This window comes from Streptomyces sp. NPDC003393, from assembly GCF_053589015.1.
In genome coordinates, this window is sequence record NZ_JBSFRB010000014.1 from 62,287 (window position 1) to 87,688 (window position 25,402).

The 25,402-nt window shown below is 71.0% G+C and carries 21 protein-coding genes and 2 pseudogenes; 12 read left to right on the top strand and 11 right to left on the bottom strand.

Annotated elements, in window-relative coordinates; genetic code table 11:
- Positions 1–25: 25 nt before the first annotated feature.
- A complete protein-coding gene (locus tag ACWDUZ_RS16405; protein ID WP_451632486.1) occupies positions 26–1,006 on the top strand; it encodes an NAD(P)H-quinone oxidoreductase in 981 nt (326 codons plus the stop codon).
- 31 nt (positions 1,007–1,037) lie between these two features.
- On the opposite strand, the gene ACWDUZ_RS16410 is transcribed toward ACWDUZ_RS16405, so the two are convergent.
- Positions 1,038–1,253 (bottom strand): hypothetical protein, encoded by a 216-nt coding sequence (locus ACWDUZ_RS16410; protein WP_451632487.1) that lies wholly within the window; start codon positions 1,251–1,253, stop codon positions 1,038–1,040.
- 46 nt (positions 1,254–1,299) lie between these two features.
- On the opposite strand from ACWDUZ_RS16410, the gene ACWDUZ_RS16415 reads away from it, so the two are divergent.
- The 3 genes from ACWDUZ_RS16415 to ACWDUZ_RS16425 all read left to right on the top strand — a co-directional run bounded on the left by ACWDUZ_RS16415 (position 1,300) and on the right by ACWDUZ_RS16425 (position 3,244).
- A complete protein-coding gene (locus ACWDUZ_RS16415) occupies positions 1,300–1,947 on the top strand; it encodes a hypothetical protein (RefSeq protein ID WP_451632488.1) in 648 nt (215 codons plus the stop codon).
- A 117-nt stretch (positions 1,948–2,064) separates the two neighbouring features.
- On the top strand, positions 2,065–2,679 hold the full coding sequence (locus ACWDUZ_RS16420; protein WP_451632489.1) for a PadR family transcriptional regulator: 615 nt from the start codon (positions 2,065–2,067) through the stop codon (positions 2,677–2,679).
- 28 nt (positions 2,680–2,707) lie between these two features.
- Complete coding sequence (locus ACWDUZ_RS16425; RefSeq protein WP_451632490.1) at positions 2,708–3,244, top strand: bacterial proteasome activator family protein; 537 nt, start codon at positions 2,708–2,710, stop codon at positions 3,242–3,244.
- 126 nt (positions 3,245–3,370) lie between these two features.
- Here ACWDUZ_RS16425 and ACWDUZ_RS16430 read toward each other — a convergent pair whose 3' ends face one another.
- Positions 3,371–5,029: a protein kinase domain-containing protein gene (locus ACWDUZ_RS16430; protein WP_451632491.1), complete on the bottom strand. Its 1,659-nt coding sequence runs from the start codon at positions 5,027–5,029 to the stop codon at positions 3,371–3,373.
- Positions 5,030–5,427: 398 nt separating this feature from the next.
- Between ACWDUZ_RS16430 and ACWDUZ_RS16435 the strand changes: the two genes are divergently transcribed.
- The gene (locus tag ACWDUZ_RS16435) at positions 5,428–7,080 is read left to right on the top strand and encodes a protein kinase domain-containing protein (protein ID WP_451632492.1); all 1,653 of its coding nucleotides are present in this window, start codon (positions 5,428–5,430) and stop codon (positions 7,078–7,080) included.
- Between the two features lie 94 nt (positions 7,081–7,174).
- Here ACWDUZ_RS16435 and ACWDUZ_RS16440 read toward each other — a convergent pair whose 3' ends face one another.
- Positions 7,175–8,218 carry a phosphotransferase gene (locus tag ACWDUZ_RS16440; RefSeq protein ID WP_451632493.1) on the bottom strand — a complete coding sequence of 348 codons (1,044 nt, stop codon included), beginning with the start codon at positions 8,216–8,218 and terminating at the stop codon, positions 7,175–7,177.
- Positions 8,219–8,720: 502 nt separating this feature from the next.
- Here ACWDUZ_RS16440 and pdhA point away from each other — a divergent pair.
- From pdhA to ACWDUZ_RS16455, 3 genes are read left to right on the top strand one after another with little or no spacing between them, the layout of a single operon-like run.
- Entirely contained in the window at positions 8,721–9,908 is a 1,188-nt protein-coding gene (gene pdhA / locus ACWDUZ_RS16445) for a pyruvate dehydrogenase (acetyl-transferring) E1 component subunit alpha (RefSeq protein WP_451632494.1), read from the top strand.
- A 2-nt stretch (positions 9,909–9,910) separates the two neighbouring features.
- Entirely contained in the window at positions 9,911–10,891 is a 981-nt protein-coding gene (locus ACWDUZ_RS16450; RefSeq protein ID WP_451632495.1) for an alpha-ketoacid dehydrogenase subunit beta, read from the top strand.
- Between the two features lie 11 nt (positions 10,892–10,902).
- A complete protein-coding gene (locus tag ACWDUZ_RS16455) occupies positions 10,903–12,321 on the top strand; it encodes a dihydrolipoamide acetyltransferase family protein (protein ID WP_451632496.1) in 1,419 nt (472 codons plus the stop codon).
- An 84-nt stretch (positions 12,322–12,405) separates the two neighbouring features.
- Here the strand turns inward: ACWDUZ_RS16455 and ACWDUZ_RS16460 are convergent, their stop codons facing one another.
- Positions 12,406–13,308: a D-alanyl-D-alanine carboxypeptidase family protein gene (locus ACWDUZ_RS16460; protein WP_451632497.1), complete on the bottom strand. Its 903-nt coding sequence runs from the start codon at positions 13,306–13,308 to the stop codon at positions 12,406–12,408.
- A gap of 208 nt (positions 13,309–13,516) precedes the next feature.
- On the opposite strand from ACWDUZ_RS16460, the gene ACWDUZ_RS16465 reads away from it, so the two are divergent.
- Positions 13,517–14,167, top strand: coding sequence for a GntR family transcriptional regulator (locus ACWDUZ_RS16465; RefSeq protein WP_451632498.1), 651 nt, complete (start codon positions 13,517–13,519; stop codon positions 14,165–14,167).
- Positions 14,164–15,549: an MFS transporter gene (locus tag ACWDUZ_RS16470; RefSeq protein ID WP_451632499.1), complete on the top strand. Its 1,386-nt coding sequence runs from the start codon at positions 14,164–14,166 to the stop codon at positions 15,547–15,549. The genes ACWDUZ_RS16465 and ACWDUZ_RS16470 overlap by 4 nt, the downstream gene beginning before the upstream one ends.
- Before the next feature lie 155 nt (positions 15,550–15,704).
- Here ACWDUZ_RS16470 and ACWDUZ_RS16475 read toward each other — a convergent pair whose 3' ends face one another.
- Positions 15,705–16,529, bottom strand: coding sequence for a maleylpyruvate isomerase family mycothiol-dependent enzyme (locus ACWDUZ_RS16475; RefSeq protein WP_451632500.1), 825 nt, complete (start codon positions 16,527–16,529; stop codon positions 15,705–15,707).
- A 253-nt stretch (positions 16,530–16,782) separates the two neighbouring features.
- On the opposite strand from ACWDUZ_RS16475, the gene ACWDUZ_RS16480 reads away from it, so the two are divergent.
- Positions 16,783–17,580: a carbon-nitrogen family hydrolase gene (locus tag ACWDUZ_RS16480; protein WP_451632501.1), complete on the top strand. Its 798-nt coding sequence runs from the start codon at positions 16,783–16,785 to the stop codon at positions 17,578–17,580.
- Between the two features lie 22 nt (positions 17,581–17,602).
- Here ACWDUZ_RS16480 and ACWDUZ_RS16485 read toward each other — a convergent pair.
- Positions 17,603–18,116 (bottom strand): annotated as a pseudogene (locus tag ACWDUZ_RS16485) (LURP-one-related/scramblase family protein).
- 107 nt (positions 18,117–18,223) lie between these two features.
- Here ACWDUZ_RS16485 and ACWDUZ_RS16490 point away from each other — a divergent pair.
- Positions 18,224–20,053, top strand: a complete 1,830-nt coding sequence (locus tag ACWDUZ_RS16490; protein ID WP_451632502.1) for a thioredoxin-like domain-containing protein — start codon at positions 18,224–18,226, stop codon at positions 20,051–20,053.
- A gap of 317 nt (positions 20,054–20,370) precedes the next feature.
- Here ACWDUZ_RS16490 and ACWDUZ_RS16495 read toward each other — a convergent pair.
- The 5 genes and pseudogenes from ACWDUZ_RS16495 to ACWDUZ_RS16515 all read right to left on the bottom strand — a co-directional run.
- A pseudogene (locus ACWDUZ_RS16495) lies at positions 20,371–20,641 on the bottom strand (LURP-one-related family protein); the annotation flags it as partial.
- A 140-nt stretch (positions 20,642–20,781) separates the two neighbouring features.
- Positions 20,782–21,987: an ABC transporter permease gene (locus ACWDUZ_RS16500; RefSeq protein ID WP_451632503.1), complete on the bottom strand. Its 1,206-nt coding sequence runs from the start codon at positions 21,985–21,987 to the stop codon at positions 20,782–20,784.
- A gap of 92 nt (positions 21,988–22,079) precedes the next feature.
- On the bottom strand, positions 22,080–22,793 hold the full coding sequence (locus tag ACWDUZ_RS16505) for an ABC transporter ATP-binding protein (RefSeq protein ID WP_451632560.1): 714 nt from the start codon (positions 22,791–22,793) through the stop codon (positions 22,080–22,082).
- A gap of 101 nt (positions 22,794–22,894) precedes the next feature.
- Complete coding sequence (locus ACWDUZ_RS16510; RefSeq protein WP_451632504.1) at positions 22,895–24,448, bottom strand: peptidoglycan-binding protein; 1,554 nt, start codon at positions 24,446–24,448, stop codon at positions 22,895–22,897.
- The gene (locus tag ACWDUZ_RS16515) at positions 24,445–25,395 is read right to left on the bottom strand and encodes a hypothetical protein (protein ID WP_451632505.1); all 951 of its coding nucleotides are present in this window, start codon (positions 25,393–25,395) and stop codon (positions 24,445–24,447) included. Before ACWDUZ_RS16515 ends, ACWDUZ_RS16510 begins: the two co-directional genes overlap by 4 nt.
- Between the last annotated feature and the right edge of the window lie 7 nt (positions 25,396–25,402).

Below are 25,402 nucleotides of genomic sequence, written 5' to 3' on the forward strand. Positions count from 1 at the left end.
GCCGGGGCGGAGTAGCGTCGCCTCCATGCATGCGATCACGATTCCCGAACCCGGCGGACCCGAGGCGTTGGTGTGGGACGAGGTACCGGATCCGGTGCCCGGCGAGGGGGAGGTGCTGGTCGATGTGGTGGCCAGCGCCGTCAACCGCGCCGACCTCCTGCAACGGCAGGGGCACTACGACCCGCCGCCCGGTGCCTCCCGCTACCCCGGCCTGGAGTGCTCGGGCCGGATCGCCGCGCTCGGACCGGGAGTGTCCGGCTGGGCGGTCGGCGATCAGGTGTGTGCGCTGCTCTCGGGCGGCGGCTATGCCGAGAAGGTCGCCGTCCCGGCCGGCCAGTTGCTGCCCGTGCCCGCGGGCGTCGACCTCAGGCAGGCCGCGGCGCTGCCGGAGGTGACCTGCACCATCTGGTCCAACGTCTTCATGATCGCCCACCTCCGTCCCGGCGAGACCTTCCTCGTGCACGGCGGGTCCAGCGGCATCGGCACCATGGCGATCCAGCTCGCCAAGGCCGTCGGAGCGAAGGTTGCCGTCACGGCGGGCACCAAGGAGAAGCTCGGCTACTGCGCCGATCTGGGCGCCGACATCCTCATCAACTACCGCGAGCAGGACTTCGTCGAGGAGATCGAACGGGCCACGGACGGGGCGGGCGCCGACGTCGTCCTGGACAACATGGGCGCCAAGTACCTGGACCGAAACGTTCGGGCCCTGGCCGTCAACGGGCGGCTCGCGATCATCGGCATGCAGGGCGGCGTCAAAGGGGAACTGAACCTCGGCTCCCTGATGAGCAAGCGGGCCGCGATCACCGCGACCTCGCTGCGCGCCCGTCCGCTCGAAGAGAAGGCGGCGATCGTCGCGGCCGTACGCGAACATGTCTGGCCGCTGTTCGCCGACGGCAACGTCCGTCCGGTCGTCGACCGGGAGCTGCCGATGAGCGACGCCGCGGCGGCCCACAGGGTGGTCGAGGAGAGCGGCCACATCGGCAAGGTGCTGCTGGTGACGCCCTGATCCGGGGTGTCCGGCCGGGAAGGACCGAATTCTAGGTCCTGGGCAGGCGAAGGGCGATGAACGCCGTCCCCAGGCCGAGGCCTATGAGCACCAGCCCGCTGCCCAGGGGCAGGAGCCGCCGTGCCGGTGCGGTCGCGGGCTCGGACTCCGCGACGGCCGGGGCGGCGGGCGCGTCGGGGGACCCGGACGGCGGCTGAGCGGCCGCCTCGGACGATGCGGGGGCGGCCGTCGTCGGTATGCCGCTCATGCCGCCGGCGTCCCGGCTCCCGCTGCCGTCCGGGTCCGTGCCGTCCGTGTCCGAACCGTGTGAGTCGGACTCGGCCGTCTCCGGCCCGGTCGGGTCATCACCCTCCGCCTCCGTCTCGGGCGGACGCGGACGGCCCGGTCGCTCCCGGCCCGCACCCGCCGGGCTTCCGGCCCGCGACGGTCCGTCGGAGGGCGAGGAGGAAGAGGAGGCCGAGGGCCCGGACACGGTGGGCAGGGCGACGAAGGACACCGAGGACACCGAGGACACGGGGGACGCGGCGCCCGAAGGCGCGGCGCCCGAAGGCGCGGCGCCCGAAGGCGCGGCGCCCGAAGACGCGGAGGCCGAGGTCGGTAAGGCCGAGGTCGGCGAGAGGGGCGTCCGGGACGGCACGGAGGGGCCGGAGGGCCGATGCGCTGGCCGGGAGGTCCGGGCCGGGTGCCCGGCCGCCGGACGGGAAGGGGCGCCGTGGTGCGGGGGCGACGCGGTCCCCGAAGGCGCGGAGGCGGTGCCGTGGGTGGAGGCGGAGGCCGAGACCGGCACGAAAGCCGAGGCGGAGGGGGCGGTGGACGGCCTGGACCAGGGTGACAGCGGGCCGCACGCCGAGGCGTGGCCGCCGGGCAGGACGGCCGCCCCCAACCCTATGAAGAGTCCTGTCGCGCGTATCGTCGCGGCGCACAGCCATGGAGTCACGTAGGACCCCCTCACCTGATCTCAGTGATGCGGTGGAACAACACTCACATCGATCGATCAACCCGGCACTCCGGATTGGCCCACCAGGTCGAAAGTGCGGCAATGACTGCACCATCCGGATATGTCGCTACGTCACGGGCTGCTGGCGCTCCTGGAGACCGGCCCTCGCCACGGTTCCCAGCTGCGTGCCGTCCTCGTGGAGCACACGGGGGCCGTTCGGCCCCCGAGCCTCGGCCGGATCCGCGCCGCCCTCGGTTCTCTGGAGCGGGAGGGTCTGGTCGCCCGGGACGGCGTGGACGGGGCCGGACGGGTGACGTACGCGCTGACCGGGGCGGGCCGCGGCGAGCTGCGGTCCTGGTACGAGCGTCCCGTGGACCTCGCGGGGCCACTCCGCGAGGAACTGGTCCTCAAGCTGGTCCTGGCGGACGCGGCGCCCGAGACCGAGGTGCGCGAGATCGTCGACGTGCAGCGCCGGCATGTCTCCGAGGCGCTGCTGGACCATGTGCGGCAGCGGGCCGAGCTGCTGGCCCGCGGGCCCGAGCGCCCCGCAGAGGTGGCTCGGCTGCTGGTCCTGGAGCGGCTGATCTGCCATGCCGAGGCCGAGTCCCGCTGGCTGGAGCACTGCGCGGCCCGCCTGCTCCGCCTGCACCCGCCGCAGAAACCGCCCCACCCCGTGCGGAAGGCGGACAACGCGCACACGGTGGATCACCTTCCGCAGGGGGCACCAAACAGGTGAGGCATACGGGTGCGAGAGAATGGGCGGCATGGAGATGCCGAGGAACGAACGGTCGCCGGAGAATCCGCAGATCCTGGTCGTGGGCCAGGACGGCATGGCGCTCGGCGGCGGCGGTGACGAAGACGCCCGCGAGATCCCGGTGACGGAGCAGGTGGAGCAGCCCGCGAAGGTCATGCGGATCGGCAGCATGATCAAGCAGCTGCTGGAAGAGGTGCGCGCCGCTCCTCTCGACGAGGCCAGCCGGGCCCGGCTCAAGGAGATCCACGCCAGTTCGGTGAAGGAGCTCGAGGACGGCCTGGCTCCGGAGCTCGTCGAGGAGCTGGAGCGGCTCTCCCTGCCGTTCACCGACGAGGGGACCCCCAGCGACGCGGAGCTGCGGATCGCCCAGGCACAGTTGGTGGGCTGGCTGGAAGGCCTCTTCCACGGGATCCAGACGACGCTGTTCGCCCAGCAGATGGCCGCCCGTGCCCAGCTGGAGCAGATGCGCCGCGCCCTGCCGCCGGGGGTCGGCCGCGAGGGTGAGGACGGCCACCTGGGCACCCGTTCGGGCGGCCCCTACCTGTAGTCCGGCCGTACGGCGGAACGACACAAGGGCGTGGGAAGCGCGTCACGCGCGACCCACGCCCTTCGATCTTCCGTCCGGCCGGGCGGCCCGCCGCAGCCGGCCGGCGGACCGATCGGTGCCCCGGCCTCAGGCGGGATTTCCGGTGGAGATGTCGAACTGGATGTCCGGCGGGTCGTTCGGATCGAAGTCCGTACCCGCCTCGGGCGACTGCCGCATGACGGTGTCCTCGCCGTACGTGTTCTCGTCCACCGGCCGCTTCTTGTAGTTCCACCCGGCGGCCTGGAGGCAGACGAGGACCGAGTCCCAGTTCTTGAAGGTGAAGTTGGGCATCTTCACCTTCTTCTCGTCGTTGTACGACTCCTGCGGCTCGGTGCACTCGGTCTTCTCGATCGTCTTCGAGGTGTCCGGCCCGCGGTAGCCCGAGGGATGGCTCGACACCGACGCACTGGCGCTGCCGCCGCCGCCCTTGGGGTCGTCGTCGCCGTTGTTGATGAGCAGGGTGGCGATCAGACCCACGACAGCGATGAGCGCCACGGCCACCGACCCCATGATCACCGGCTTGTTGCCCTTGCCACCGCCCGCCGGGCTGGTGCCCGGGGACTGGGGCGAGATGCTGTACGGCGGCGGTGTCGCCGCCTGCTGCGGGACGGCGTACGGCGAGGGGGCTCCGGGGGCGGGGTAGCCGGTCACCGGCTGGGCGGCCTGCTGCGGGTAGCCGTAGGAGGGCGAGGGCATCGAGGGCGGCGGCGTGCCGTACGGGTTCGGCGTGGCCGGAGCGGGCTGGTACGGCGTCTGCACGCCGCCCACGGACGGTGGGGCCGTGTCGATCGGCGGGAACACCGCGGAGCCCACGCCCGCGCCGCTCGACGTCCGGGCGTTCGGCACGATGCTGGGCGGGGCCGCCTGGAAGGAGGCCGCCACGCGCAGGCACTCGTCGCGCATCGACACGGCACTGGGGAAGCGCTCGTTCGGGTTCTTCTTCAGCGCGCGGGCGACCAGCGCGTCCACCGCGGGCGGCAGGGAGCGGTTGATCGACGAAGGAGCCACCGGCTCCTCCTGCACATGCGCGTACGCGATGGCCAGCGGCGAGTCCGCGTCGAACGGCAGCCGCCCGGTGACCAGCTGGAACAGCATGATGCCGACCGAGTACAGGTCCGAGCGGGCGTCCACGCCCCGGCCCAGGGCCTGCTCCGGCGAGAGGTACTGCGGGGTGCCGACGACCATGCCGGTCTGGGTCATGGAGGTGACACCGGACTGCATCGCGCGGGCGATGCCGAAGTCCATCACCTTGACCACGCCACGCTTGGTCACCATCACGTTGCCCGGCTTGATGTCCCGGTGGACCAGGCCCATCTCGTGGCTGATCTCCAGGGCGGCCAGTACGTCCGCGGTGACCTTCAGCGCCTTGTCGGCGGGCATCGCGCCCTGCTGCCGGATGTCCTGGTCGAGCACCGAGCCCAGCGGCCGGCCCTCGACGTACTCCATGACGATGTAGGGCGTCGTCATGCCGTCCAGGTCGTCCTCGCCGGTGTCGAAGACCGAGACGATGTTCGTGTGGGTGAGCTTCGCCACTGCCTGGGCCTCGCGGCGGAACCGCTCGCGGAAGGCCGCTTCCCGGCCGAGTTCGGTGTGCAGCGTCTTGATGGCGACCTGCCGGTCGAGCACGGAGTCGTAGGCGAGGTGCACCGAGGCCATGCCGCCCTCACCGAGCAAGTCACGCAGCTGGTAGCGGCCGCCTGCCAGTGCCCGCCCCGCGAACCGGCCCTGTGCGCCGTCCTGGCTCATTTTCTGCGTCCCCCATAGGCGCGCGCGGGGCAGCGGCTGCTGTGCTCGCGCGATCGGCTGTCCGTCGACCCGTCCCGGGACCGGACCTGACCTCGTCCGGATCTCGTTGATCGAATGTGTTATTCCCGGCCAAGTCTGCCCGAGGGCACTGACACGTCAAGCTCGGTGCCCGTTCCGTGACCGTACGCGAAAGAAGCGTCGCGGAAGCGTTACAGCGGATGTACGACCGGTACACGGAATTTGCACGACGGCGGGCGCACGGGGTTTCATGGCCGGTCCGGTCTCGGGCCGGTCCGCACCGCGAACCTGGACCGGCGGCTTGCGCCGAACCTGTAGCGTGACCGACGGAGACCCGTGACAACACCGCACACCGCGGGCAGAAACGACGGCGAGGACTGATGGCACAGACGCAGCGCGCCCAGGGCCCGTCCGACCCCGAGGCGACTGGCGGCGGCGGCATGTCGGACGCGCCTGACACATGGGGCAACGGCGGCCTGGTCGGCGACGGCCGGTACCGGCTGACCCGCAGGCTCGGCCGGGGCGGCATGGCCGAGGTGTTCGCCGCCGAGGACGTGCGCCTGGGCCGTACCGTCGCGGTCAAGCTGCTCCGCGCCGACCTCGCCGAGGACCCCGTCTCCAAGGCCCGTTTCACGCGCGAGGCCCAGTCCGTGGCCGGCCTCAACCACCATGCGATCGTCGCCGTGTACGACTCCGGCGAGGACATGGTGGGCGGCCAGTCCGTGCCGTACATCGTGATGGAGCTGGTCGAGGGCCGCACCATCCGGGACCTGCTGCTCAACGCCGAGGCGCCGGGCCCCGAGCAGGCTCTGATCATCGTCTCCGGGGTTCTGGAGGCGCTGGCGTATTCGCACCAGCACGGCATCGTGCACCGCGACATCAAGCCCGCCAACGTGATCATCACGGACAACGGCGCCGTGAAGGTGATGGACTTCGGCATCGCCCGCGCGCTGCACGGGGCGTCCACGACGATGACGCAGACCGGCATGGTCATGGGCACCCCGCAGTACCTCTCCCCGGAGCAGGCCCTCGGCAAGGCCGTCGACCACCGCTCCGACCTGTACGCGACGGGCTGCCTGCTGTACGAACTGCTCGCCCTGCGGCCCCCCTTCATGGGCGAGACCCCGCTATCCGTGGTCTACCAGCACGTCCAGGACGCGCCGGTGGCGCCGTCCCAGGTCTCCGAGGCCGGCTGCCCGCCGGAACTCGACGGCCTGGTCATGCGCTCGCTCGCCAAGGAGCCCGACGACCGCTTCCAGACGGCCGAGGAGATGCGCGGACTGGTCCAGTACGCGCTGCAGATGCTGTACGACCAGGGCGGCCACACCGGCACCTGGAACACCGGCCCGGTGGAGCTGCACGAGGGCCGGCACACCCCGGCGTCGGGCTTCGCCGGTACGACGGTGATGCCGCACCCGGGCGAGACCGGCCCCGGCACCACGCAGATCCCGCAGCCGATCCTGCCCGCCGGGTACGGCAACGGCGACGACGGCGGGTTCGAGGGCCACGGCAACCAAGGCAGCGGCCGCGGCAAGCTGTGGATCCTGGCCGTGCTCGCGGTGATCGCCATCGCGGTGGGCGTGGCGCTGGCGCTGCACAAGACCGGTGATGACGGCGGCGGTGGCGGCACCGGTACCACCAAGTCGCCGTCGAACTCGCAGTCCTCCGAGGACGACCGGCCCAGCTCCACTCCGAGCGAGTCGTCGCAGGGCCGTCCGTCGGACGACTCGACGGACAGCGGCAACAGCTCCGGCGGCGGCGCCGGCTGGGACTTCACGCCGTCGCAGGAGCCGCAGCACTCGCCGTCGCCGACGCCGTCGGACGAGTCGTCCGACGAGCCGTCGAACACGCCGAGCTCCAACCCGCAGACGACCCCGTCGGGTCCTTCGAGTCCTACGGACACCAGCGGGGGCAACGCCGACGGCGGTGCGGACGGTGGCGACAGCAGCGGCAGCGACAACGGGGGCACGGAGGGCGGCGACGCCGGCGGTACGGCCGCCGGAGCGGCGAACACCGGGGTCACCGGCGGCTGACCACCCAGCACCCCTCGCGCGCGTGCAGCCCCGTCGAGGCTCCACGCGCGCGTGCCGTACGGACCGCCCCCACTCGTGGTGCCGCCCGTGCCGTTCACTCCGCGAACGCCCCGCACACCGCGTCGTACTCCTCGGTCCACCACACCGCGAGTGCCGAAGCGGCCGGGAACTGGGGGTCGGCGCGGGTGTCGCCGCGCTCGTAGTGCCAGCGCAGCATCCAGAAGTCGTTCAGGCGTTCCCACCACACGCGGTGCACGGCCGCCACGAGCTCCGAGGGCGTGGCGCCGGCGGTGTGCCGGTAGGCGCGCGCGTACGCCCTGATCTTCGGCAGGTCCAGGGTGCCGGTCGGCCGGACGAAGAAGATCGCTGCGGCGCGGACGGCCTCCTCGGCGCGCGGCTGCACACCGAGCCGGTCCCAGTCGACGATCGCGGCCGGGGCGTGCCCCTTGTAGAGCACGTTGAAAGGGTGGAAGTCGCCGTGCACCCAGCCGACGGGTCCGCCGGGCGGGGGGCGCCGATCGGCGTGCCGCTCCAGCAGGGCGCGGCGCTCCAGGAGGCGGTGCCGGGCCAGTTCGTCGAAGGCGTCCGCGGGGCGGTGGCGGCGGACGTGGCCGAGCAGGTCGTCGATCAGGGCGAGGGTGTCGTCGGGGTCGGCGCTCTCCACGGGGTGCGGGTGCGTGGCGGGGCGGGTGCGCCCCTTGGGCGGCATCACGCGCTCCAGACAGGCGTGCACGGCACCCAGGAGCGTGCCGAGGCGTGTGCACTGGTCGGTGGTGAGCTGGCCGCCGTGCCGGTGCCGGCCGTCGATCCAGGGGTGCAGGGCGTAGGCGTGGCCGCCGATCACGGCGACCGTGCGTCCGTCGCGGCCGGCCAGCGCGGGCGCCACCGGGACGCCCAGGTCGGCCAGGCGCCGGGTGGCGCGATGCTGCCGGGCGATCGCCGCCGGATCGGCGGTGTCGGGGTCGAAGTGGTGCTTGAGGAAGTAGCGGCCGCGGGTGGTGCACAGCCGGTACCCGCGGTTCAGCAGACCCTGGTCGACGGGTTCGCAGGTGAGGGCGGAACCGGCGGCGTACTGGCGCAGTAGGGCGCTCAGAGGGGGCGCATGGGGTGCAGAGGGTGGTACACATGGGCGCGGCACGCGCCAGATGCTAGGGCAACGGCCGAGGCTGTGAGCTGGGCGTTGTCACAGACAGTCTTCGAAAGTCGCTTTCGGTCACTTGAGGTCACCGTGGTGAGCACTTCCGGCGTGCGGCATTCGGCTCGCCTGCCCCCGGTACGGGTCATCCATCAAGAGCAGTTCCGGCCACTCTTCAGCCCTTCCCGACGTGGGGGTGGCCGGGATACCGTGCCGGTGTTCCGGCCCCCTGCACGGCTGTGACCAGCGGCTGCCCCGAGACGCGCGCCAGTACTTGGACGTCCAAGCGAAAATACTTGGAAATCCAATGAAACACGCAGGTCAGGAGGGGTTTCCCAGAATTGTGGAGCACTGGGTAACGTGGCTGTTGCAGGGCGCTCGCCGGGGCACCTGTCACGCCTGTTCCCGGCCGAGTGGCACCCACCCCGTGCCTCGGTGGTCGGTTACAGGTGAGCCGCACTGGCCTACCGGCAACCCCGGGGGCCGGACCGACGGAGGAGCACACGTGACCGTGGAGAGCACTGCCGCGCGCACACCGCGACGCAGCGCCGGAAGCAAGGCCGGCGCCACCGGCGCCAAAAAGAGCACCGGTGCGAACGCGAAACGGAACGCCGGACCCGAACTCGTTCAGTTGCTGACCCCCGAGGGGAAGCGCGTCAAGAACGCCGAGTACGACAAGTACGTCGCCGGCATCACTTCCGAAGAGCTCCGCGGGCTGTACCGCGACATGGTGCTCACCCGCCGCTTCGACGCCGAGGCCACCGCCCTGCAGCGCCAGGGCGAGCTGGGACTGTGGGCGTCGCTGCTCGGCCAGGAGGCCGCCCAGATCGGCTCGGGCCGGGCCCTGAACGACGACGACTACGTCTTCCCGACCTACCGCGAGCACGGCGTCGCCTGGTGCCGCGGGGTCGACCCCACCAACCTGCTCGGCATGTTCCGCGGCGTGAACAACGGCGGCTGGGATCCGAACAGCAACAACTTCCACCTGTACACGATCGTCATCGGCTCCCAGACGCTGCACGCCACCGGCTACGCGATGGGCGTGGCCAAGGACGGCGCGGACTCCGCCGTCATCGCCTACTTCGGCGACGGCGCCTCCAGCCAGGGCGACGTGGCGGAGTCCTTCACCTTCTCCGCGGTCTACAACGCCCCGGTCGTGTTCTTCTGCCAGAACAACCAGTGGGCGATCTCCGAGCCCACCGAGAAGCAGACCCGCGTGCCGCTCTACCAGCGCGCGCAGGGCTTCGGCTTCCCGGGCGTGCGCGTCGACGGCAACGACGTACTGGCCTGCCTCGCGGTCACCAAGTGGGCGCTGGAGCGCGCCCGCGCCGGCGAGGGCCCGACCCTGGTCGAGGCGTTCACGTACCGCATGGGCGCCCACACCACCTCCGACGACCCCACCCGCTACCGGGGCGACGAGGAGCGCCTGGCCTGGGAGGCCAAGGACCCGATCCTGCGCCTTCGCCGCTTCCTGGAGTCCGCAAACCACGCGGACGAGGGATTCTTCGCGGAACTCGAGGCCGAGAGCGAGGCGTTGGGCAGACGAGTACGCGAAGCGGTCCGCGCCATGCCGGACCCGGACCACTTCGCCATCTTCGAGAACGTGTACGCGGACGGGCATGCGCTCGTCGACGAGGAACGCGCCCAGTTCGCCGCCTACCAGGCGTCGTTCGCGGACGTAGAGGGGGTCTGAGCATGGCTGCGGAGAAGATGGCCCTGGCCAAGGCGATCAACGAGTCGCTGCGCCGCGCCCTGGACGCCGACCCCAAGGTCGTGATCATGGGTGAGGACGTCGGCAAGCTGGGCGGCGTGTTCCGGGTGACGGACGGCCTGCAGAAGGACTTCGGCGAGAGCCGCGTCATCGACACCCCGCTCGCCGAGTCCGGCATCGTCGGCACGGCGATCGGCCTCGCCCTGCGCGGCTACCGCCCCGTGGTCGAGATCCAGTTCGACGGCTTCGTCTTCCCGGCGTACGACCAGATCGTGACGCAGTTGGCGAAGATGCACGCCCGCTCCCTGGGCAAGGTCAAGCTCCCGGTCGTGATCCGCATCCCCTACGGCGGCGGCATCGGCGCGGTGGAGCACCACTCGGAGTCCCCCGAGGCGCTGTTCGCCCACGTCGCGGGCCTGAAGATCGTCAGCCCCTCCAACGCGTCGGACGCGTACTGGATGATGCAGCAGGCCATCCAGAGCGACGACCCGGTGATCTACTTCGAGCCCAAGCGGCGCTACTGGGACAAGGGCGAGGTCGACCTCGAGGCGATTCCCGCCCCGCTGCACAAGGCGCAGGTCGTCCGCGAGGGCACGGACCTGACCCTGGCCGCCTACGGTCCGATGGTCAAGCTCTGCCACGAGGTCGCCGCCGCGGCCGCCGAGGAGGGCAGGTCGCTGGAGGTCCTGGACCTGCGCTCGGTGTCCCCGATCGACTTCGACTCCATCCAGGCCTCGGTGGAGAAGACCCGCCGCCTGGTCGTGGTCCACGAGGCCCCGGTCTTCTTCGGCTCCGGCGCGGAGATCGCCGCCCGGATCACCGAGCGCTGCTTCTACCACCTGGAGGCGCCCGTCCTGCGGGTCGGCGGCTACCACGCGCCGTATCCGCCGGCGCGGCTGGAAGAGGCGTATCTGCCGGACCTGGATCGCGTGCTCGACGCCGTCGACCGCTCGCTGGCGTACTGAGGGAGAGGTTCGTGACGACGATGACCGAAGCGTCCGTGCGCGAGTTCAAGATGCCGGATGTCGGCGAGGGTCTGACCGAGGCCGAGATCCTCAAGTGGTACGTCCAGCCGGGGGACACGGTCACCGACGGCCAGGTGGTCTGCGAGGTCGAGACCGCCAAGGCGGCCGTCGAACTGCCGATCCCCTACGACGGCGTGGTGCGTGAACTGCACTTCCCCGAGGGCAGCACCGTGGACGTGGGCACGTCCATCATCGCGGTGGAGGTGGCGGGCGCGGCCCCGGCCGAGGTCCCCGCACAGGCCCCCGCGGCCGAGCCGGCGCAGGAGGAGGCGGAGCCGCAGGGCCGCCAGCCGGTCCTGGTGGGCTACGGCGTCTCGACGTCGGCCACCAAGCGCCGCCCCCGCAAGGGCCAGGAGCCGGCGGTGTCCCAGGCCACGGCGGCACTCCAGTCGGAGCTGAACGGCCACAGCGCGTCGGCCGCGACCGCCCCGGCCCCCGCGGCGGGGGCGGACCGCCCGCTGGCGAAGCCGCCGGTGCGCAAGCTGGCGAAGGACCTGGGCGTGGACCTGGCGACGGTGGTCCCGTCCGGTCCGGACGGCATCATCACGCGCGAGGACGTCCACGCGGCGGTGGCGGCCACGGTCGCCCCGCAGGCGCCGGAACCGGTGACGGCTCCCGCCCCGGCGGCTCCGGCCCCGGCTCCCGCCCCCGCGGTGACCTACGACGGCGCGCGCGAGACCCGCGTCCCGGTCAAGGGCGTCCGCAAGGCCACGGCGGCCGCGATGGTCGGCTCCGCGTTCACGGCGCCGCACGTCACGGAGTTCGTGACGGTCGACGTGACCCGCACGATGAGGCTGGTGGAGGAGCTCAAGCAGGACAAGGACATGCAGGGGCTGCGGGTCAACCCGCTCCTGCTGATCGCCAAGGCCCTGCTGGTCGCCATCAAGCGCAACCCGGAGATCAACGCGTCCTGGGACGAGGCCAACCAGGAGATCGTGCTCAAGCACTACGTGAACCTGGGCATCGCCGCGGCCACCCCGCGTGGCCTGATCGTCCCCAACATCAAGGACGCCCACACCAAGACGCTCCCGCAGCTCGCCGAGGCACTCGGTGAGCTGGTCTCGACGGCGCGCGAGGGCAAGACGTCCCCGGCGGCCATGCAGGGCGGCACGGTGACGATCACCAACGTCGGCGTCTTCGGCGTCGACACGGGCACGCCGATCCTCAACCCGGGCGAGTCGGCGATCCTCGCGGTCGGGGCCATCAAGCTCCAGCCGTGGGTCCACAAGGGCAAGGTCAAGCCCCGCCAGGTCACCACCCTGGCCCTGAGCTTCGACCACCGCCTGGTCGACGGAGAACTCGGCTCCAAGGTCCTGGCGGACGTGGCCGCCGTCCTGGAGCAGCCCAAGCGGTTGATCACCTGGGCCTGAGCCGGGAGATCGTCCGGGCCTCGTACGACGACGAGCCGTGCACCCCACCCGGGGTGCACGGCTCGGTCGTGCCGTACGACGGCCTCAGCCCAGGCGGGCGAAGCCGTAGTTGAGGATCTTCGTGGCGTCGGTGGCGCGCTGGTTGACCGAGGACGAGGCGAGGACCGTGCCGACGACGGTCCTGCTGCCCCGCGTCGCGGCGAAGACCAGGCAGTACTTGGCCTGCGGGCCCGAGCCGGTCTTCACCCCGATGGCGCCCTTGTAGCTGCCCAGCAGGGTGTTCGTGTTCGTCCACTTCGCCATCGTGCGGGTGCTGCCCGTCCTGGTGACGGTCTTGGCCGTGTACGACTTCGTCTTCACGATGGTGCGGAACGTGGAGTTCTTCATCGCACTGCTCGCGATCTTCGTCAGATCGCGCGGCGTCGAGTAGTTGCTGCCCTTGCCGATGCCGTCGAAGGAGTCGAAGTGGGTGTTCTTCAGCTTCAGGCTCTTCGCGGCGGCGTTCATCTTGCCGATGAAGCTCTTCACGCGCGCGTCCCGCGTCGAGCCGGAGCCGAACTTGTCGGCCAGCGCGTACGCGGCGTCGCAGCCGGACGGCAGCATCAGACCGTACAGCAGCTGACGGACGGTCACCTTGTCACCCACGATCAGGTGCGCCTGGGAGGCGTTGTTCCTCACGACGTAGTCGCTGTACGCCTTCTGGATGGTGACCTTGGCGTCGAGGTTCAGGTGCGGCTGTGCGAGCACGACCTTCGCGGTCATGATCTTGGTGGTGGAGCCGGTGGACAGCCGTGTGTCCGCCTTCTTCGTGAACAGCGTCGAGCCGTTGGCGTTGTTCATCGCGTAGCCGCCCTTGGCGACGATCGACGGCGCGCTGACGGCCTGTGCGGGTGCCGCGGCGAGAGCTCCGGTGACGAGCACCGCGCCGGTGGTCAAGGCGACGGCGGTGGCTCTGCGGAGGCGGCTGGCCTGAGTGCCGGTTTTCAAGTGAGATACCCCGATTACGTTGAATGCCCCGAGGGTGCGGTCGAGTTGAGTTCCCAACAGAGTGGGGCCGCACCTGTGTGACTTCCGGCACACGTGGATGGTTGCGCCGTCGGCGGGGTGAATTTCCCATGGCCTACCGGGGACTTGTGGGCGGTCCGCATGATGGACGAGCCGGGTCATGCGTACGTCTTGTATCTATGCTGTGGGCATGACCCTCGCCGTGAAGCAGCCTCCCGCCGCCGACCGTGTGTACACACACGTCAAGAAAGCCGTCCTGGAGCGCCGCTACGAAGGCGGAACCCTGCTGACCGAGGGTGAGCTGGCCGAGGCCGTCGGCGTCTCCCGCACTCCGGTGCGCGAGGCGCTGCTGCGCCTGGAGGTCGAGGGGCTGCTCAAGCTCTACCCGAAGAAGGGGGCGCTCGTCCTGCCGGTCTCGGCGCAGGAGATCGCCGACGTCGTCGAGACCCGGCAACTGGTCGAGGAGCACGCCGCCCGGAAGGCCGTACCCGCGCCGCCCGGACTCATCGAGCGCCTGGAGGAACTGCTGGCGAAGCAGAAGCAGCAGGCCGCCGCCGGGGACTTCGCCGCCGCGGCCGTCACCGACCGCTGCTTCCACGCCGAGATCGTCCGCAGCGGGGGCAACGAGATCCTCTCCCGCCTCTACGACCAACTGCGCGACCGGCAACTGCGCATGGGCGTCGCCGTCATGCACTCCCACCCCGACCGCATCGCCAAGACACTCGCCGAGCACGAGGAGATCCTGAACGCGCTGCGTGCCCGCGACGCGGAGGCGGCCGTCGGTCTCGTCCACCGGCACGTCAGCTGGTTCTCCCACCTGGCGCGGGGGGAGGTGCGATGAGTTCCGGGCCCGGTTCCTCGTCCGGATCGCCTTCCGGTTCCTCGCCCGACTCCTCGTCCGGTTCGTCCGGTTCGTCGGCGGGTTCACGCGGCGTCGTCGGACTGCCCGGCGATCCGCCCGGCGGGCGGCGTGCCGTCGCCGTCTGGGGCATCGGCGTCACCGTCTACTTCGTCGCCGTCATCTTCCGTACGTCGCTGGGCGTCGCCGGCCTCGACGCCGCCGAACGCTTCCACGTGAGCGCCTCCGCGCTGTCCACCTTCTCCATCCTCCAACTGCTCGTCTACGCGGGCATGCAGATCCCGGTCGGCCTGCTGGTCGACCGGCTCGGCACCAAGAAGGTGCTCGGCATGGGGGTGGTGCTCTTCACGGCGGGCCAGCTGGGGTTCGCGTTCTCGGCGTCGTACGGCACCGCGCTCGCCTCCCGTGCGCTGCTCGGCTGCGGCGACGCGATGACGTTCATCAGCGTGCTGCGGCTGGGCTCGCGGTGGTTCCCGGTCCGCCGCGGGCCGCTGGTCGCCCAGCTCGCCGGGCTGGTCGGCATGGCGGGCAACCTGGTGTCCACGCTGGCGCTGACCCGGCTGCTGCGCGGGTTCGGCTGGACCCCCGCCTTCGCGGGCAGCGCGCTGGCCGGCGTCCTGGTGCTGGTGCTGCTGGTCCTCTTCCTCAGGGACCACCCCGAGGGCCACGAACCCGAGCCGCTGCCGCACCAGGGTGTCGCGTATGTGCGCCGGCAGATCGCCGCGGCGTGGCGGGAGCCCGGCACCCGGCTGGGCATGTGGGTGCACTTCACCACCCAGTTCCCGGCGATGGTGTTCCTGCTGCTGTGGGGGCTGCCGTTCCTGGTGCAGGCCGAAGGGCTGTCACGGGCGACGGCCGGGGAACTGCTCACCCTCGTCGTGCTGTCGAACATGGGCATCGGCCTCGTCTACGGCCAGATCGTCGCCCGGCATCACGCGGCACGGCTCCCGCTGGCCCTCGGCACGGTGGCGGCGACGGCGACCCTGTGGGCGGCCACGCTGGTGTATCCCGGCGTGCGCGCACCGATGTGGCTGCTGGTGGTGCTGTGCCTGGTGCTGGGCGCGTGCGGGCCGGCCTCCATGCTCGGGTTCGACTTCGCGCGGCCGGCGAATCCGGCGGAACGTCAGGGGACGGCCTCGGGGATCACCAACATGGGCGGTTTCATGGCCTCGATGACGACGCTGTTCGCGATCGGGGTGCTGCTGGATGCGACGGGGGAGGACTACGAGGTCGCCTTCTCCGCCGTGTTCGTGCTGCAGGCGGTGGGCGTGAGCCAGATCCTGCGGTTGCGGAAGCAGGCGGCCCGGCGGGAACGGGAGCGGTTGGTGGCCAGTCGTGTGGAGGCGGTGCACGTCCCCGCGTGACGGTGCGGTGTGCCGCCGCCGGGCGGGGCGACCCGCCGGTGCCGCTGCCTCCGCCCGTGCCGCCCGGGGATGCTCCCAGGCGGCACGCACTGGGGAGGCGCGACTGCCCGCGGCCGTGCCGGCAGGCGACCGACCGCAGCCACGTGCTCCTGGTGCTACTGCGTCACGGTGAAGTTGCGCAGGATCGCCTCCGCCAGGTCTGCGTCTCCCTCCGCCTTCACACGGTCCGCCACCGCCTCCGGGGTCACCCGGCCGCAGGCCAGACGGACGTAGGTCTCCCAGTCCAGGGTGAGGGTCGCGGCCGGGCCCAGGGCGGGGGCCGTCTCGAGGGTGCCGCGGCCCTGGATGTCGACGCGGATCGTGCGGAGGAACTCCACGGGCCCGTGGACGTCGAGGACGATCGCCGAGCTGCGCGGGGCGTCGGCCTTCCGGGCGACCACGTCGGGGAGGGCGTCGAGCAGGTAGTCCCGGGCGATGAGCGCGCCGGGCGAGTCCAGGTTGCCGGGACGCCCGAGGGCGGCGCGCAGGTCCTGTTCGTGCACCCAGATGTCGAACGCCCGGTAGCGCATGGACTCTTCGAGGGTGAACTCGGTGCCGAGCGGGCCGCGCACCTTGGTGCCCGGGTCGCGGGACTCGTTCCGCAGCTGGCGGTTGCGGCGGATGATCGTGTACTCAAGTTCGGAGGTCATCTCCGGTGCCGTGTGGTGGCGCCGGACGTCGACCTGCATCTCCATGTAGCGCTGGTGCTCGTTGGTGACGTGGAACAGGTCGCGCGGCAGCGAGTGGATGGGACGCGGATCGCCGAGCGCCTCGCAGTCCATGCCGATGACGTGCGAGACCATGTCGCGGATCGACCAGCCCGGGCAGGGGGTCCGCTGGTTCCACTCGCCCTCCACGAGGGGCTGCACCAGCTCGGATATCGCCTCGACGGAGTGGGTCCAGGCGTCGGCGTAGGGCTGGAGGGTGGGATGCAGACTCACGGAACGGGACCCCTCGGCGGTCGGTACACGGGCAAGTTGTGGCTCCCCCAGCGCTTGACGCCTGGGAGGTACCCCCAGGCGGCATGGCCGGTGGGATGCGGCGGCGGTCGGCGGGCGGCTTGCACCCCCCGGACTCTCGCTCCGCTTCGAGCGGGGGACCCCCAAGTTACGCTGCTGTGGGGCACCCCGGCAGTGCTTTCGTGTGACGATCGTAGGCCCGTGTGGACAACTCGAATGCCAGGACGGTGGTAGTGTGCGCGCCTCGCTGATCCAGATCGCCGTGGATGAGGGTGAATCGGTCGAATCGCGACGGGAACGGGCGGCCTCGCTCGTGAGGAGTCAGGCCGCAGCCGCCGACCTCGTCGTGCTGCCCGAGCTGTGGACCACCGGAGCCTTCGCCTTCGAGGAGTTCGGGCGCGAGGCCGAGCCGCTGGAAGGGCCGACGTACGAGGCGATGGCCAAGGCGGCGAGCGACGCGGGCGTGTGGCTGCACGCGGGCTCGATCCCCGAGCGCGATCCCGACGGCCCCCTCTACAACACCTCCCTGGTGTTCACTCCGGCCGGCGACCTGGCTGCCGCCTACCGCAAGGTCCACCGCTTCGGCTTCGACAAGGGCGAGGCCGTGCTGATGGGCGCGGGCCGGGACCTGGTGACGGTCCGCCTGCCGGACACCACCCTGGGCCTGGCGACCTGCTACGACCTCCGTTTCCCCGAACTGTTCCGCGGCCTGGTCGACGCCGGGGCCGAGACCCTGGTGGTCCCGGCGGGCTGGCCCGAGCGCCGGCGCGCGCACTGGACGCTGCTGGCCCGGGCGCGGGCGGTGGAGGACCAGGCGTTCGTGCTCGCCTGTGGAACGGCCGGGACGCACGCCGGGGTTCCCCAGGCGGGTCACTCGATCGTGGTCGACCCCTGGGGCGAGGTGCTGGCCGAGGCCGGCCACGGCGAGGAGATCCTCACCGTCGACTTCGACCCGGCGAAGGTCGCGACGACCCGGGAGCAGTTCCCGGCGCTGAAGGACCGGGTGCTGGGTCTGGAGCCGCCGCGCCACTGAGCGGGCCCGGTCCGCGCACCGGCTACCCGCCGGCTTCCGCGTGCCGCTCCTCCCGTTCCTTCTCCGCCAGGTGGATCACGCACACCGCCACCGCGATCAGCAGCGTGGGGTCGGCGTCCTCCCGTACGACGTCGATGCCGTAGGTGTCCACGACGCTCAGCCACCGCCGGGAGATCACCGCCAGCAGTTCGCCGTCGTACTCGACGGCGAACTCCCGGTCGAGGATCTTGCCGCTGACGTCGAGCTCGGTGCCGTCCACCAGGGACACGCGGTAGTGGTTGCGCAGCAGCGACAGCCGCTTGCGGCGGATCTTCGCCAGCGCCTCCCCGCCCCGCTCGATCACCATCGTGTCCCGCAGCGAGAACATCTTCTGGTGGATGTCGATCAGGACCCGGCCCTGGGTGTCGTTCAGCTCGAAGGTGTCGCGCAGCCGCGTGGGCCTTGCCGTCGACGAGGAAGACCTTGGAGCCGTGGTCGTCCTCGATCCAGTAGTCGTCACCGATGCCGAGGATCCGGTCGCGTACGAGGAATCTCATGCCCTCACCGCTTCCCCGCCGACCGGCCGGGAACCCCGCCGGTAGCCCGACGGGCGGAGCGCGCGGGCGCCGGTCCGGTTGTCGGTGGCGAGTGGCACCCTTGATCCATGAGCGAATCGTCCCCGGCCCCGACCCGCCGCCGCGCCCGCGTCCGTGCCCCCGAGCTGACCGGCAAGGGCGGCTGGCTGAACACGGGAGGCAAGCAGTACACCCTCGCCGACCTGCGCGGCCGCATCGTCCTGCTGGACTTCTGGACCTTCTGCTGCATCAACTGCCTGCACGTCCTGGACGAGCTCAGAGAGCTCGAGGAGAAGCACCGGGACACGGTGGTGATCATCGGTGTGCACTCCCCGAAGTTCGTGCACGAGGCGGAGCACCAGGCGGTCGTCGACGCCGTGGAGCGGTACGGGGTGGAGCATCCGGTGCTGGACGACCCCGAGCTCGCCACCTGGAAGCAGTACGCGGTGCGAGCCTGGCCCACCCTGGTCGTGATCGACCCGGAGGGGTACATCGTCGCGCAGCACGCCGGCGAGGGGCATGCGCACGCCATCGAGCGGCTGGTGGAGGAGCTGGAGACCGAGCACGCGGCCAAGGGCACCCTGCGGCGCGGGGACGGCCCGTACGTGCCGCCGGAGCCGGAGCCCTCGACCCTGCGCTTCCCGGGCAAGGCCCTGCTGCTGCCGTCCGGAAACCTGCTGGTCAGCGACACCACCCGGCATCAGCTGGTGGAGCTGGAGGCGGACGGGGAGACGGTCGTACGGCGGATCGGTCAGGGTGGCCGGGGGCTGACCGACGGTCCCGCGGACCGGGCGCGCTTCCAGGAGCCGCAGGGCCTGGCGCTGCTGCCGGACGGCACCGTCGTGGTCGCGGACACGGTCAACCACGCTCTGCGCCGCTTCGACCCGGAGACGGGACGGACCACGACTCTCGCGGGCACCGGGGAGCAGTGGATGCAGGGCGAGGCCACCTCCGGTCCCGGCCGGGAGGTGAAGCTGTCCTCCCCGTGGGACGTCGCCTGGTGGAACGGCAGGGTGTGGATCGCCATGGCGGGCGTGCACCAGCTGTGGGCGTACGACCCGGCCGACGGCACCGTCTCGGTCACCGCCGGGACGACCAACGAGGGGCTCGTCGACGGCCCGGGCGCCGAGGCCTGGTTCGCGCAGCCCTCCGGGCTCGCGGCCACGCCCGAGCGGCTCTGGCTCGCCGACTCCGAGACCTCCGCGCTGCGCTGGGTGGACCTCGAGGGCGAGGTCCACACCGCCGTCGGCACCGGACTGTTCGACTTCGGCCACCGGGACGGCGCCGCCGGGCAGGCGCTGCTCCAGCATCCGTTGGGCGTGACCGCGCTCCCGGACGGCTCGGTCGCCGTCAGCGACACCTACAACCACGCCCTGCGCCGCTACGACCCGTCGACCGGCGAGGTCACCACGCTCGCCACCGATCTGCGAGAGCCCAGCGGCGCGGTGCTCGACGGTGACGACATCGTGGTGGTGGAGTCGGCCCGGCACCGGCTGACCCGGCTGCGCCTGCCGGAGGAGGCCGTACGGGTCGAGGCGGTCGCCCACCGCACCGGGCGCGCGGCCACGGAGGTCGCCCCCGGGCGACTGCGGCTGGACGTGATCTTCCAGGCTCCGGCGGGCCAGAAGCTGGACACGCGCTACGGCCCGTCCACCCGGCTGCTGGTGTCGTCCACCCCGCCCGAGCTGCTGCTGGAGGGCGAGGGCGCGGACACGGACCTGTCCCGCACCCTGGAGCTGAACCCGGAGGTCCCCGAGGGTGTCCTGCACGTCTCCGCGATGGCGGCGAGCTGCGACGACGACCCGGCCAACGAATACCCGGCCTGCCATGTCCACCAGCAGGACTGGGGCGTTCCGGTCCGCCTCGCCGAGGGTGCGACGGACCGGCTGCCGCTGGTCCTGGCCGGCATGGACGCCTGATGGGAGCTGCCAGACCGTCGAGCGTGCCGGCTTGGGGATTGGCTGCGACGCATCCCGGCGCTGACGTCCTGAGCGCCTGCGGGCCCGCCTGCGCGGCTCAGAGGCTGAGCGGGTCGACGCCGCGTTCGCCGCTCGTATGATCTTGCTCCAGTATCGCCTCGCCACGGTGCTGGCGTGTCGCTGGCCGGTGCTCTTGACGTCAGAGTTCGGTCGTCCGGATCCCGCCGGGGTGCTCGCTCGGTGGCAGCCACAACTGGGGCTGGGACTCACTACCGAGTGTCCCTGGTGGACGGGACGGAGCTCGACGTCAGCGGCAAGATCCTCGACTGGTTGCGCAGCAGGGAGAGCCGTATGCGCCGGATCTTCGCTAATGGCTCCCCGCCCCGCTCGATCACCATGATCTCCCGCAGGGAGAACATCTTCTGGTGGATGCCGATCAGGACCCGGCCCTGGGTGTCGTTCAGCTCGAAGGTGTCCCGCAGCCGCGTGGGCCTTGCCGTCGACGAGGAAGCCCTTGTCGCCGTGGTCGTCCTCGATCCAGTAGTCGTCACCGATGCCGAGGATCCGGTCGCGTACGAGGAATCTCATGCCCGCACCCGCTTCCCCGGCGGCGGGCCCATGACGCGGCCGGTAGCCCGACAGGCTCACCCGAAGCCTCCGTGGACGCCCCCCGGCCCCAGCCGGGGGATGCATCGGACTCCTGCGGAGCAGGGCAGAACGGCCGGACCCTATGAGGGCGCGCGGAGTGCGTCGACGGGTTCCATGTGGGCGGCGCGGAGGGAGGGGTAGAGGCCGGCGAGGAGGCCGACGAGGGCTCCGGCGAGTGGGGCGCCGAGGGCGAGGCGCAGGTCGAGGACGGGGGTCCATTGTTTGGCGACGGCGACGGTGACGACGGTGGCGATGCCGAGGGCTGTGCCGATGATGCCGCCGAGGAGACCGATGGTGGTGGATTCGAGGAGGAATTGGGCGGCGATCTGGCGTCGTGATGCGCCGAGGGCGCGGCGGAGTCCGATTTCTCCGACGCGTTCCATGACGGTGACGAGGGTGACGTTGGCGATGCCGATGGCGCCGACGATGAGGGAGACGAGGCCCAGGACGAGGAAGAGGCTGTTGACGTCGTTCTGGACGCCGTCGCGGGCTTTGGTGAGGTCGGGGGGTGCGGTGACGGTGAGGGCGTCCTGGTGTCCGGGGGCGAGGGCGATGGGTGCTTGGCGGGCTACTTGTCGGGCTGCGCCGAGTGCGGTGTTGATGAGGACGGTGTTGACGTTTTTGAGGCCGAGGCGGTCGGCGGCGGTGGTGGGGGGGAGGATCACGGCGGTGGAGAGGCGTTGTTCGCGTTTGATGCCGCTGAGGATGCCGATGACGGTGTAGGCCTGGCCTTTGAGGAAGATGGCCGGGGCGTTCTGGATGGTGTGGATGCCGAGGAGTCGGGCGGCTTGGTCGCCGAGGACGGCGACTTGGCTGTGGCGGGTGAGGTCGCCGGTGTCGTAGAAGCGGCCTGCGGTCATGGTGGCGTGTACGGCGGTGGGCAGGGTGGGTGAGGCGGCGACGACGGCGAGGGTCTGGCCGGGGGTGTCGCCGGGTGTGTTGATGTCGTTGGAGCGTACTTGGACGCTGTTGGTGCCTGGGGAGTCGGCGAGGGCGGCGACGGAGGTGACTCCGGCGAGTCGTTGGACGGCTTGGGTTGCTGTCCAGTCGACGAGTGGTCCGGTGTCGTCGTCGCCGGGGAGCGGGGGTGGGACTTTGACGCTGATGGAGGTTGCGGCGAGGGCGTCGAAGCGGCCGACTATCTGGTTGCCGGCGGTGGAGGCGACGCCGATGGTGATGACGAGGGTGGTGATGCCCAGGATGGTGCCGAGGGTGGTGAGTGCGGAGCGGACGGGGCGGGCCAGGACACCGGCGAGGGCTTCGGTCCACAGGTCGCGGGGGTCCATCCAGGGGCGTTCGATGCGTGCTGGGGCCGGTGCTGTCGCCGTCGCCGCAGTCGTCGGGGCGGGTTGCGCGCTCGCTGTGTGTCGGGCGCGGTTCACTGGGTCTCCTGGGTGAGGCGGCCGTCGGTGATGCGGACGCGCTGGCCGGCCCGTCGGCTGACTGTTTCGTCGTGGGTGATCATGACGAGGGTCATGCCCTGGGTGCAGAGGTCGTCGAAGAGTTCGAGGACGGAGAGGGTGTTCTCGCTGTCGAGGTTGCCGGTGGGTTCGTCGCAGAGCAGGAGTGCGGGGTCGCTGATGAGTGCGCGGGCGATGGCGACGCGTTGGCGTTCGCCGCCGGAGAGGCGGTCGGGTTTGAAGCCTGAGCGGTGTGCGAGTCCTACTCGTTCCAGTGCGTGGTGGGCGCGTTGGAGGCGGGTGGGGCGTCCGCGTCCGGGGCGGGGTCTGCGGTAGGCCTCGGCGAGCATGACGTTTTCGTCGACGGTTCGGTAGGGCAGGAGGTGGAAGGCCTGGAAGACGAATCCGATGCGGCTGCCGCGCAGGGCGGTGCGTTCGAGGTCGCCGAGTCCGGTGGTTTCCACGCCGTCGAGTCGGTAGGTGCCGGTGGTGGGGCGGTCCAGGAGGCCGAGGGTGTTGAGGAGTGTTGATTTTCCCGAGCCGGAGGGGCCGACGATGGAGAGGTGTTCGCCGCGTCGTACGGTCAGGTTCACGCCGCGCAGTGCGTGGACGGGTGGTTCGGTGGCAAAGGTCCGGGTCACGTCGGTGAGTTCGATGACGATGTCCGGGTCGTTGCCGCCGTTCTCGTTCAGGGGTGTGCTCTCCCGGGCTGCCGGGACGGCCGGGATGCCGGCGGTGGGCGGGACGGCCGGGATGGCGAGGGTGGGCGGGTCGGTGGCGGTGTCCGGGCTGGTCACTTGCCCACCACCACCATGTCGCCCTGTTTCAGGGTGCCGCCGGCCGGCTTGACCTCGACGAGGCCTGCTGCGGAGAGCCCGACGGTGACGTCGACGTCGGACACGGTGCTGCCGTGCTGGATCTGGATGCGGGGTTTCCCGTCGGACGAGGTGTGGATCGCGGCGAGTGGCACGGTCAGGACCTTGCCGTCCGAGGCACCGATCTTGATGGTCACCTTCACCGCCGCGCCGGCCTCCCCGGCCAGCGGGCCGGGATCGGTCACCGAGATCCGCAGCTGGACCGGTGCCGATCCGGCACCACCGGCTGCCGGGTCCGCCGCGGCGGCGCCGTCACCGCCGCCGGCCGCTGATCCGGTGTCCTGCGACGTTGCCCCGCCGGAGGTGTCACCGCCTCCTGCACCGCCGTGCGTCGGCGAGGTGCCGGCGGTGGGGGTGGCGTCGGCGCCGAGTGCGGCGATGGTGCCGTGAGCCTTCTTGCCATCGGTGGTCGTCAGGTCGACGGCCATGCCCTTGTGGAGCAGTTCGGCGTCCGAGCCGGGAACGACTGCCTGCACGACCAGGTCGGAACTGGTCACGGTACCGATCTGGCCGGAGGGGGTGTCCCCGGCCTTCACGCTCACCTTGTCCAGCCGTACGGGCAGCTTCGGGAAGAAGACCACCTCACCGGCCGGGACCTTCGTCCCGTAGGACGCCTGGAACGTACTGAGCGCGGCATTCGCCATGTTCAGCGACTTCTGTGCGGACTTCACCTGTATCCGGTGCAGCTCTGCAGCGGTGCTCGACTGCGGGTTGGGCGAACTCGTGCCGCCATGGGAACCCGCATCGGCGCTGTCGCTGCCGGTGCTGCCGTCACCGCTGGGGCTGCCGCTGTGACCGCCGTCACTGCCGCTGCCGCCGGCAGTCGTGGTGAGGAGTGCCTCCTGGGCGGAGGAGACCGCCTGCTGCAGTTGGCCCAGCTGCTGCTGTTCGTCCGGGCTGGGCTGCTGCGCCGCATACCCCTTGTGCTGGTACAGATGAGTGACCGCTGTGGCGGTGCCGTGTTTGAAGGTGCCGCTGATCGCTCCGGGGTCGAAACCGAGACGTCGCAACGCTTTCTGGAGCTGCTTCACATCATCGCCGGATGTGCCGGGACCCAGGGTGCGGTACATCGGCACCTTTCCCTGCAGCGCGAGTACCGGACGTCCGTTGACCGTCATCAGCACATCACCCTCCTTGATCTTGGCACCGGCGACCGGTGCCTTGGTGACCCGCTGCTCGCCACCCCCCTCCCCGCCGGCCGCGCCGCTGCCGGAGGTCCCGGTGCCCACCGCGCCGGCCAGGGAGAGCGGCTCGGGCGAGGCGAAGTCGACGGACCCGCTCGCCACCACGGTCGCGGTGAGCGACTGCCGTTTGACCGCCACGGTCACCGGACCGGCCGGGGGCGCGCTGTGCGCGGCGGCCGCGTCGGCGGGGGACTGCACCTGCGTACCGGCGAACCAGCCACCCGCGCCGACCAGAACCACCGTGCCGATCACCGCACCCAGCTTCCTGCGACTACTGAGCTGCCTCACGCCCCCTCACCCCAGTACGGGTGGGCCTTCTCCTTGGGGAAGTAGGCGGCCCGGAACTTTTTGCCGCACTCCAGGTCCTTCAGGGAGATGTCGATCTCCTTGGTGAGCAGCGGCAGCGCCTCCTCCTTGGACATGGTGAAGTGGTTTTCCGGCACGTTTTGTTCCCGGCGCACCATAGTGACCATGCCGGTGGGCTGGGTGGTGGTGACCGGGATGCCCTGCGCCTTGAGGCAGGTCGCGTACTGCTGGGCGAGCTGCACCAGTTGGGCATCGCCGTTGAGCGCGAGACCGTTCGCCCGGTTCGCATCCTCCCTGGCAGACCACTGCTTCTTGGCGTCGGCGACGCTCTGGTCCGGCCCATACGCCTTGACATGTGCCTCGGCGCTGCATCCGCCGGGCTTTTCCAGTATCTCCTTGTCCGTGGTCTCGGGGGGGACGCCGTTCAGCGCGTTGTTGTAGGCCTCCTTCTGGGCGGCGGTGAACCCCTTTTCATCGTCGTCCGGGGGGGTGATGGTCTTTCCCCCCTGCTTTCCGCCCGCGTTGCTGAAGGGGGCATTCGGGTCATCGGGGTAGACGGCAGCCGCATAATTGCCGAACCCGTACTTCTGCCGCCACTTCTTCGATACGGCGTAGTCTTCCCCGTCTATTCCGGCGAGAGAGTCATCGGACTTCGGCGTCACCACGTGCGGGGTGTAGGTGAAGCCCTTCTTCTTCATGCAGGCGGCGATGGCGTTCTCCAGGATGTATATCTTCTTGACTTCGTCGCTCGAGCCGGCCGGGATGGCGAGTTGCCCGGACCCGTCGGCCGCCTTCGTACTGCCGTCCGCCGCCGCTGAAGGGGAATCCGAGCCTGCCTTGTCGCTCGAACCACCGCATCCGGTCACCAGCGGCAGCATGGCGACCGCCAGTGCCGCGGCCAGGGAGTTGCGTATCGCGTTTTTAGACATGTCCATG

Coding starts and splice junctions, on each gene's coding strand:
- ACWDUZ_RS16405 (WP_451632486.1), top strand. CDS start 26: ATGCATGCGATCACGATTCCCGAACCCGGCGGACCCGAGGCGTTGGTG.
- ACWDUZ_RS16410 (WP_451632487.1), bottom strand. CDS start 1,253: ATGAGCGGCATACCGACGACGGCCGCCCCCGCATCGTCCGAGGCGGCC.
- ACWDUZ_RS16420 (WP_451632489.1), top strand. CDS start 2,065: ATGTCGCTACGTCACGGGCTGCTGGCGCTCCTGGAGACCGGCCCTCGC.
- ACWDUZ_RS16425 (WP_451632490.1), top strand. CDS start 2,708: ATGGAGATGCCGAGGAACGAACGGTCGCCGGAGAATCCGCAGATCCTG.
- ACWDUZ_RS16430 (WP_451632491.1), bottom strand. CDS start 5,029: ATGAGCCAGGACGGCGCACAGGGCCGGTTCGCGGGGCGGGCACTGGCA.
- ACWDUZ_RS16435 (WP_451632492.1), top strand. CDS start 5,428: ATGGCACAGACGCAGCGCGCCCAGGGCCCGTCCGACCCCGAGGCGACT.
- ACWDUZ_RS16450 (WP_451632495.1), top strand. CDS start 9,911: ATGGCTGCGGAGAAGATGGCCCTGGCCAAGGCGATCAACGAGTCGCTG.
- ACWDUZ_RS16465 (WP_451632498.1), top strand. CDS start 13,517: ATGACCCTCGCCGTGAAGCAGCCTCCCGCCGCCGACCGTGTGTACACA.
- ACWDUZ_RS16470 (WP_451632499.1), top strand. CDS start 14,164: ATGAGTTCCGGGCCCGGTTCCTCGTCCGGATCGCCTTCCGGTTCCTCG.
- ACWDUZ_RS16490 (WP_451632502.1), top strand. CDS start 18,224: ATGAGCGAATCGTCCCCGGCCCCGACCCGCCGCCGCGCCCGCGTCCGT.
- ACWDUZ_RS16500 (WP_451632503.1), bottom strand. CDS start 21,987: ATGGACCCCCGCGACCTGTGGACCGAAGCCCTCGCCGGTGTCCTGGCC.
- ACWDUZ_RS16515 (WP_451632505.1), bottom strand. CDS start 25,395: ATGTCTAAAAACGCGATACGCAACTCCCTGGCCGCGGCACTGGCGGTC.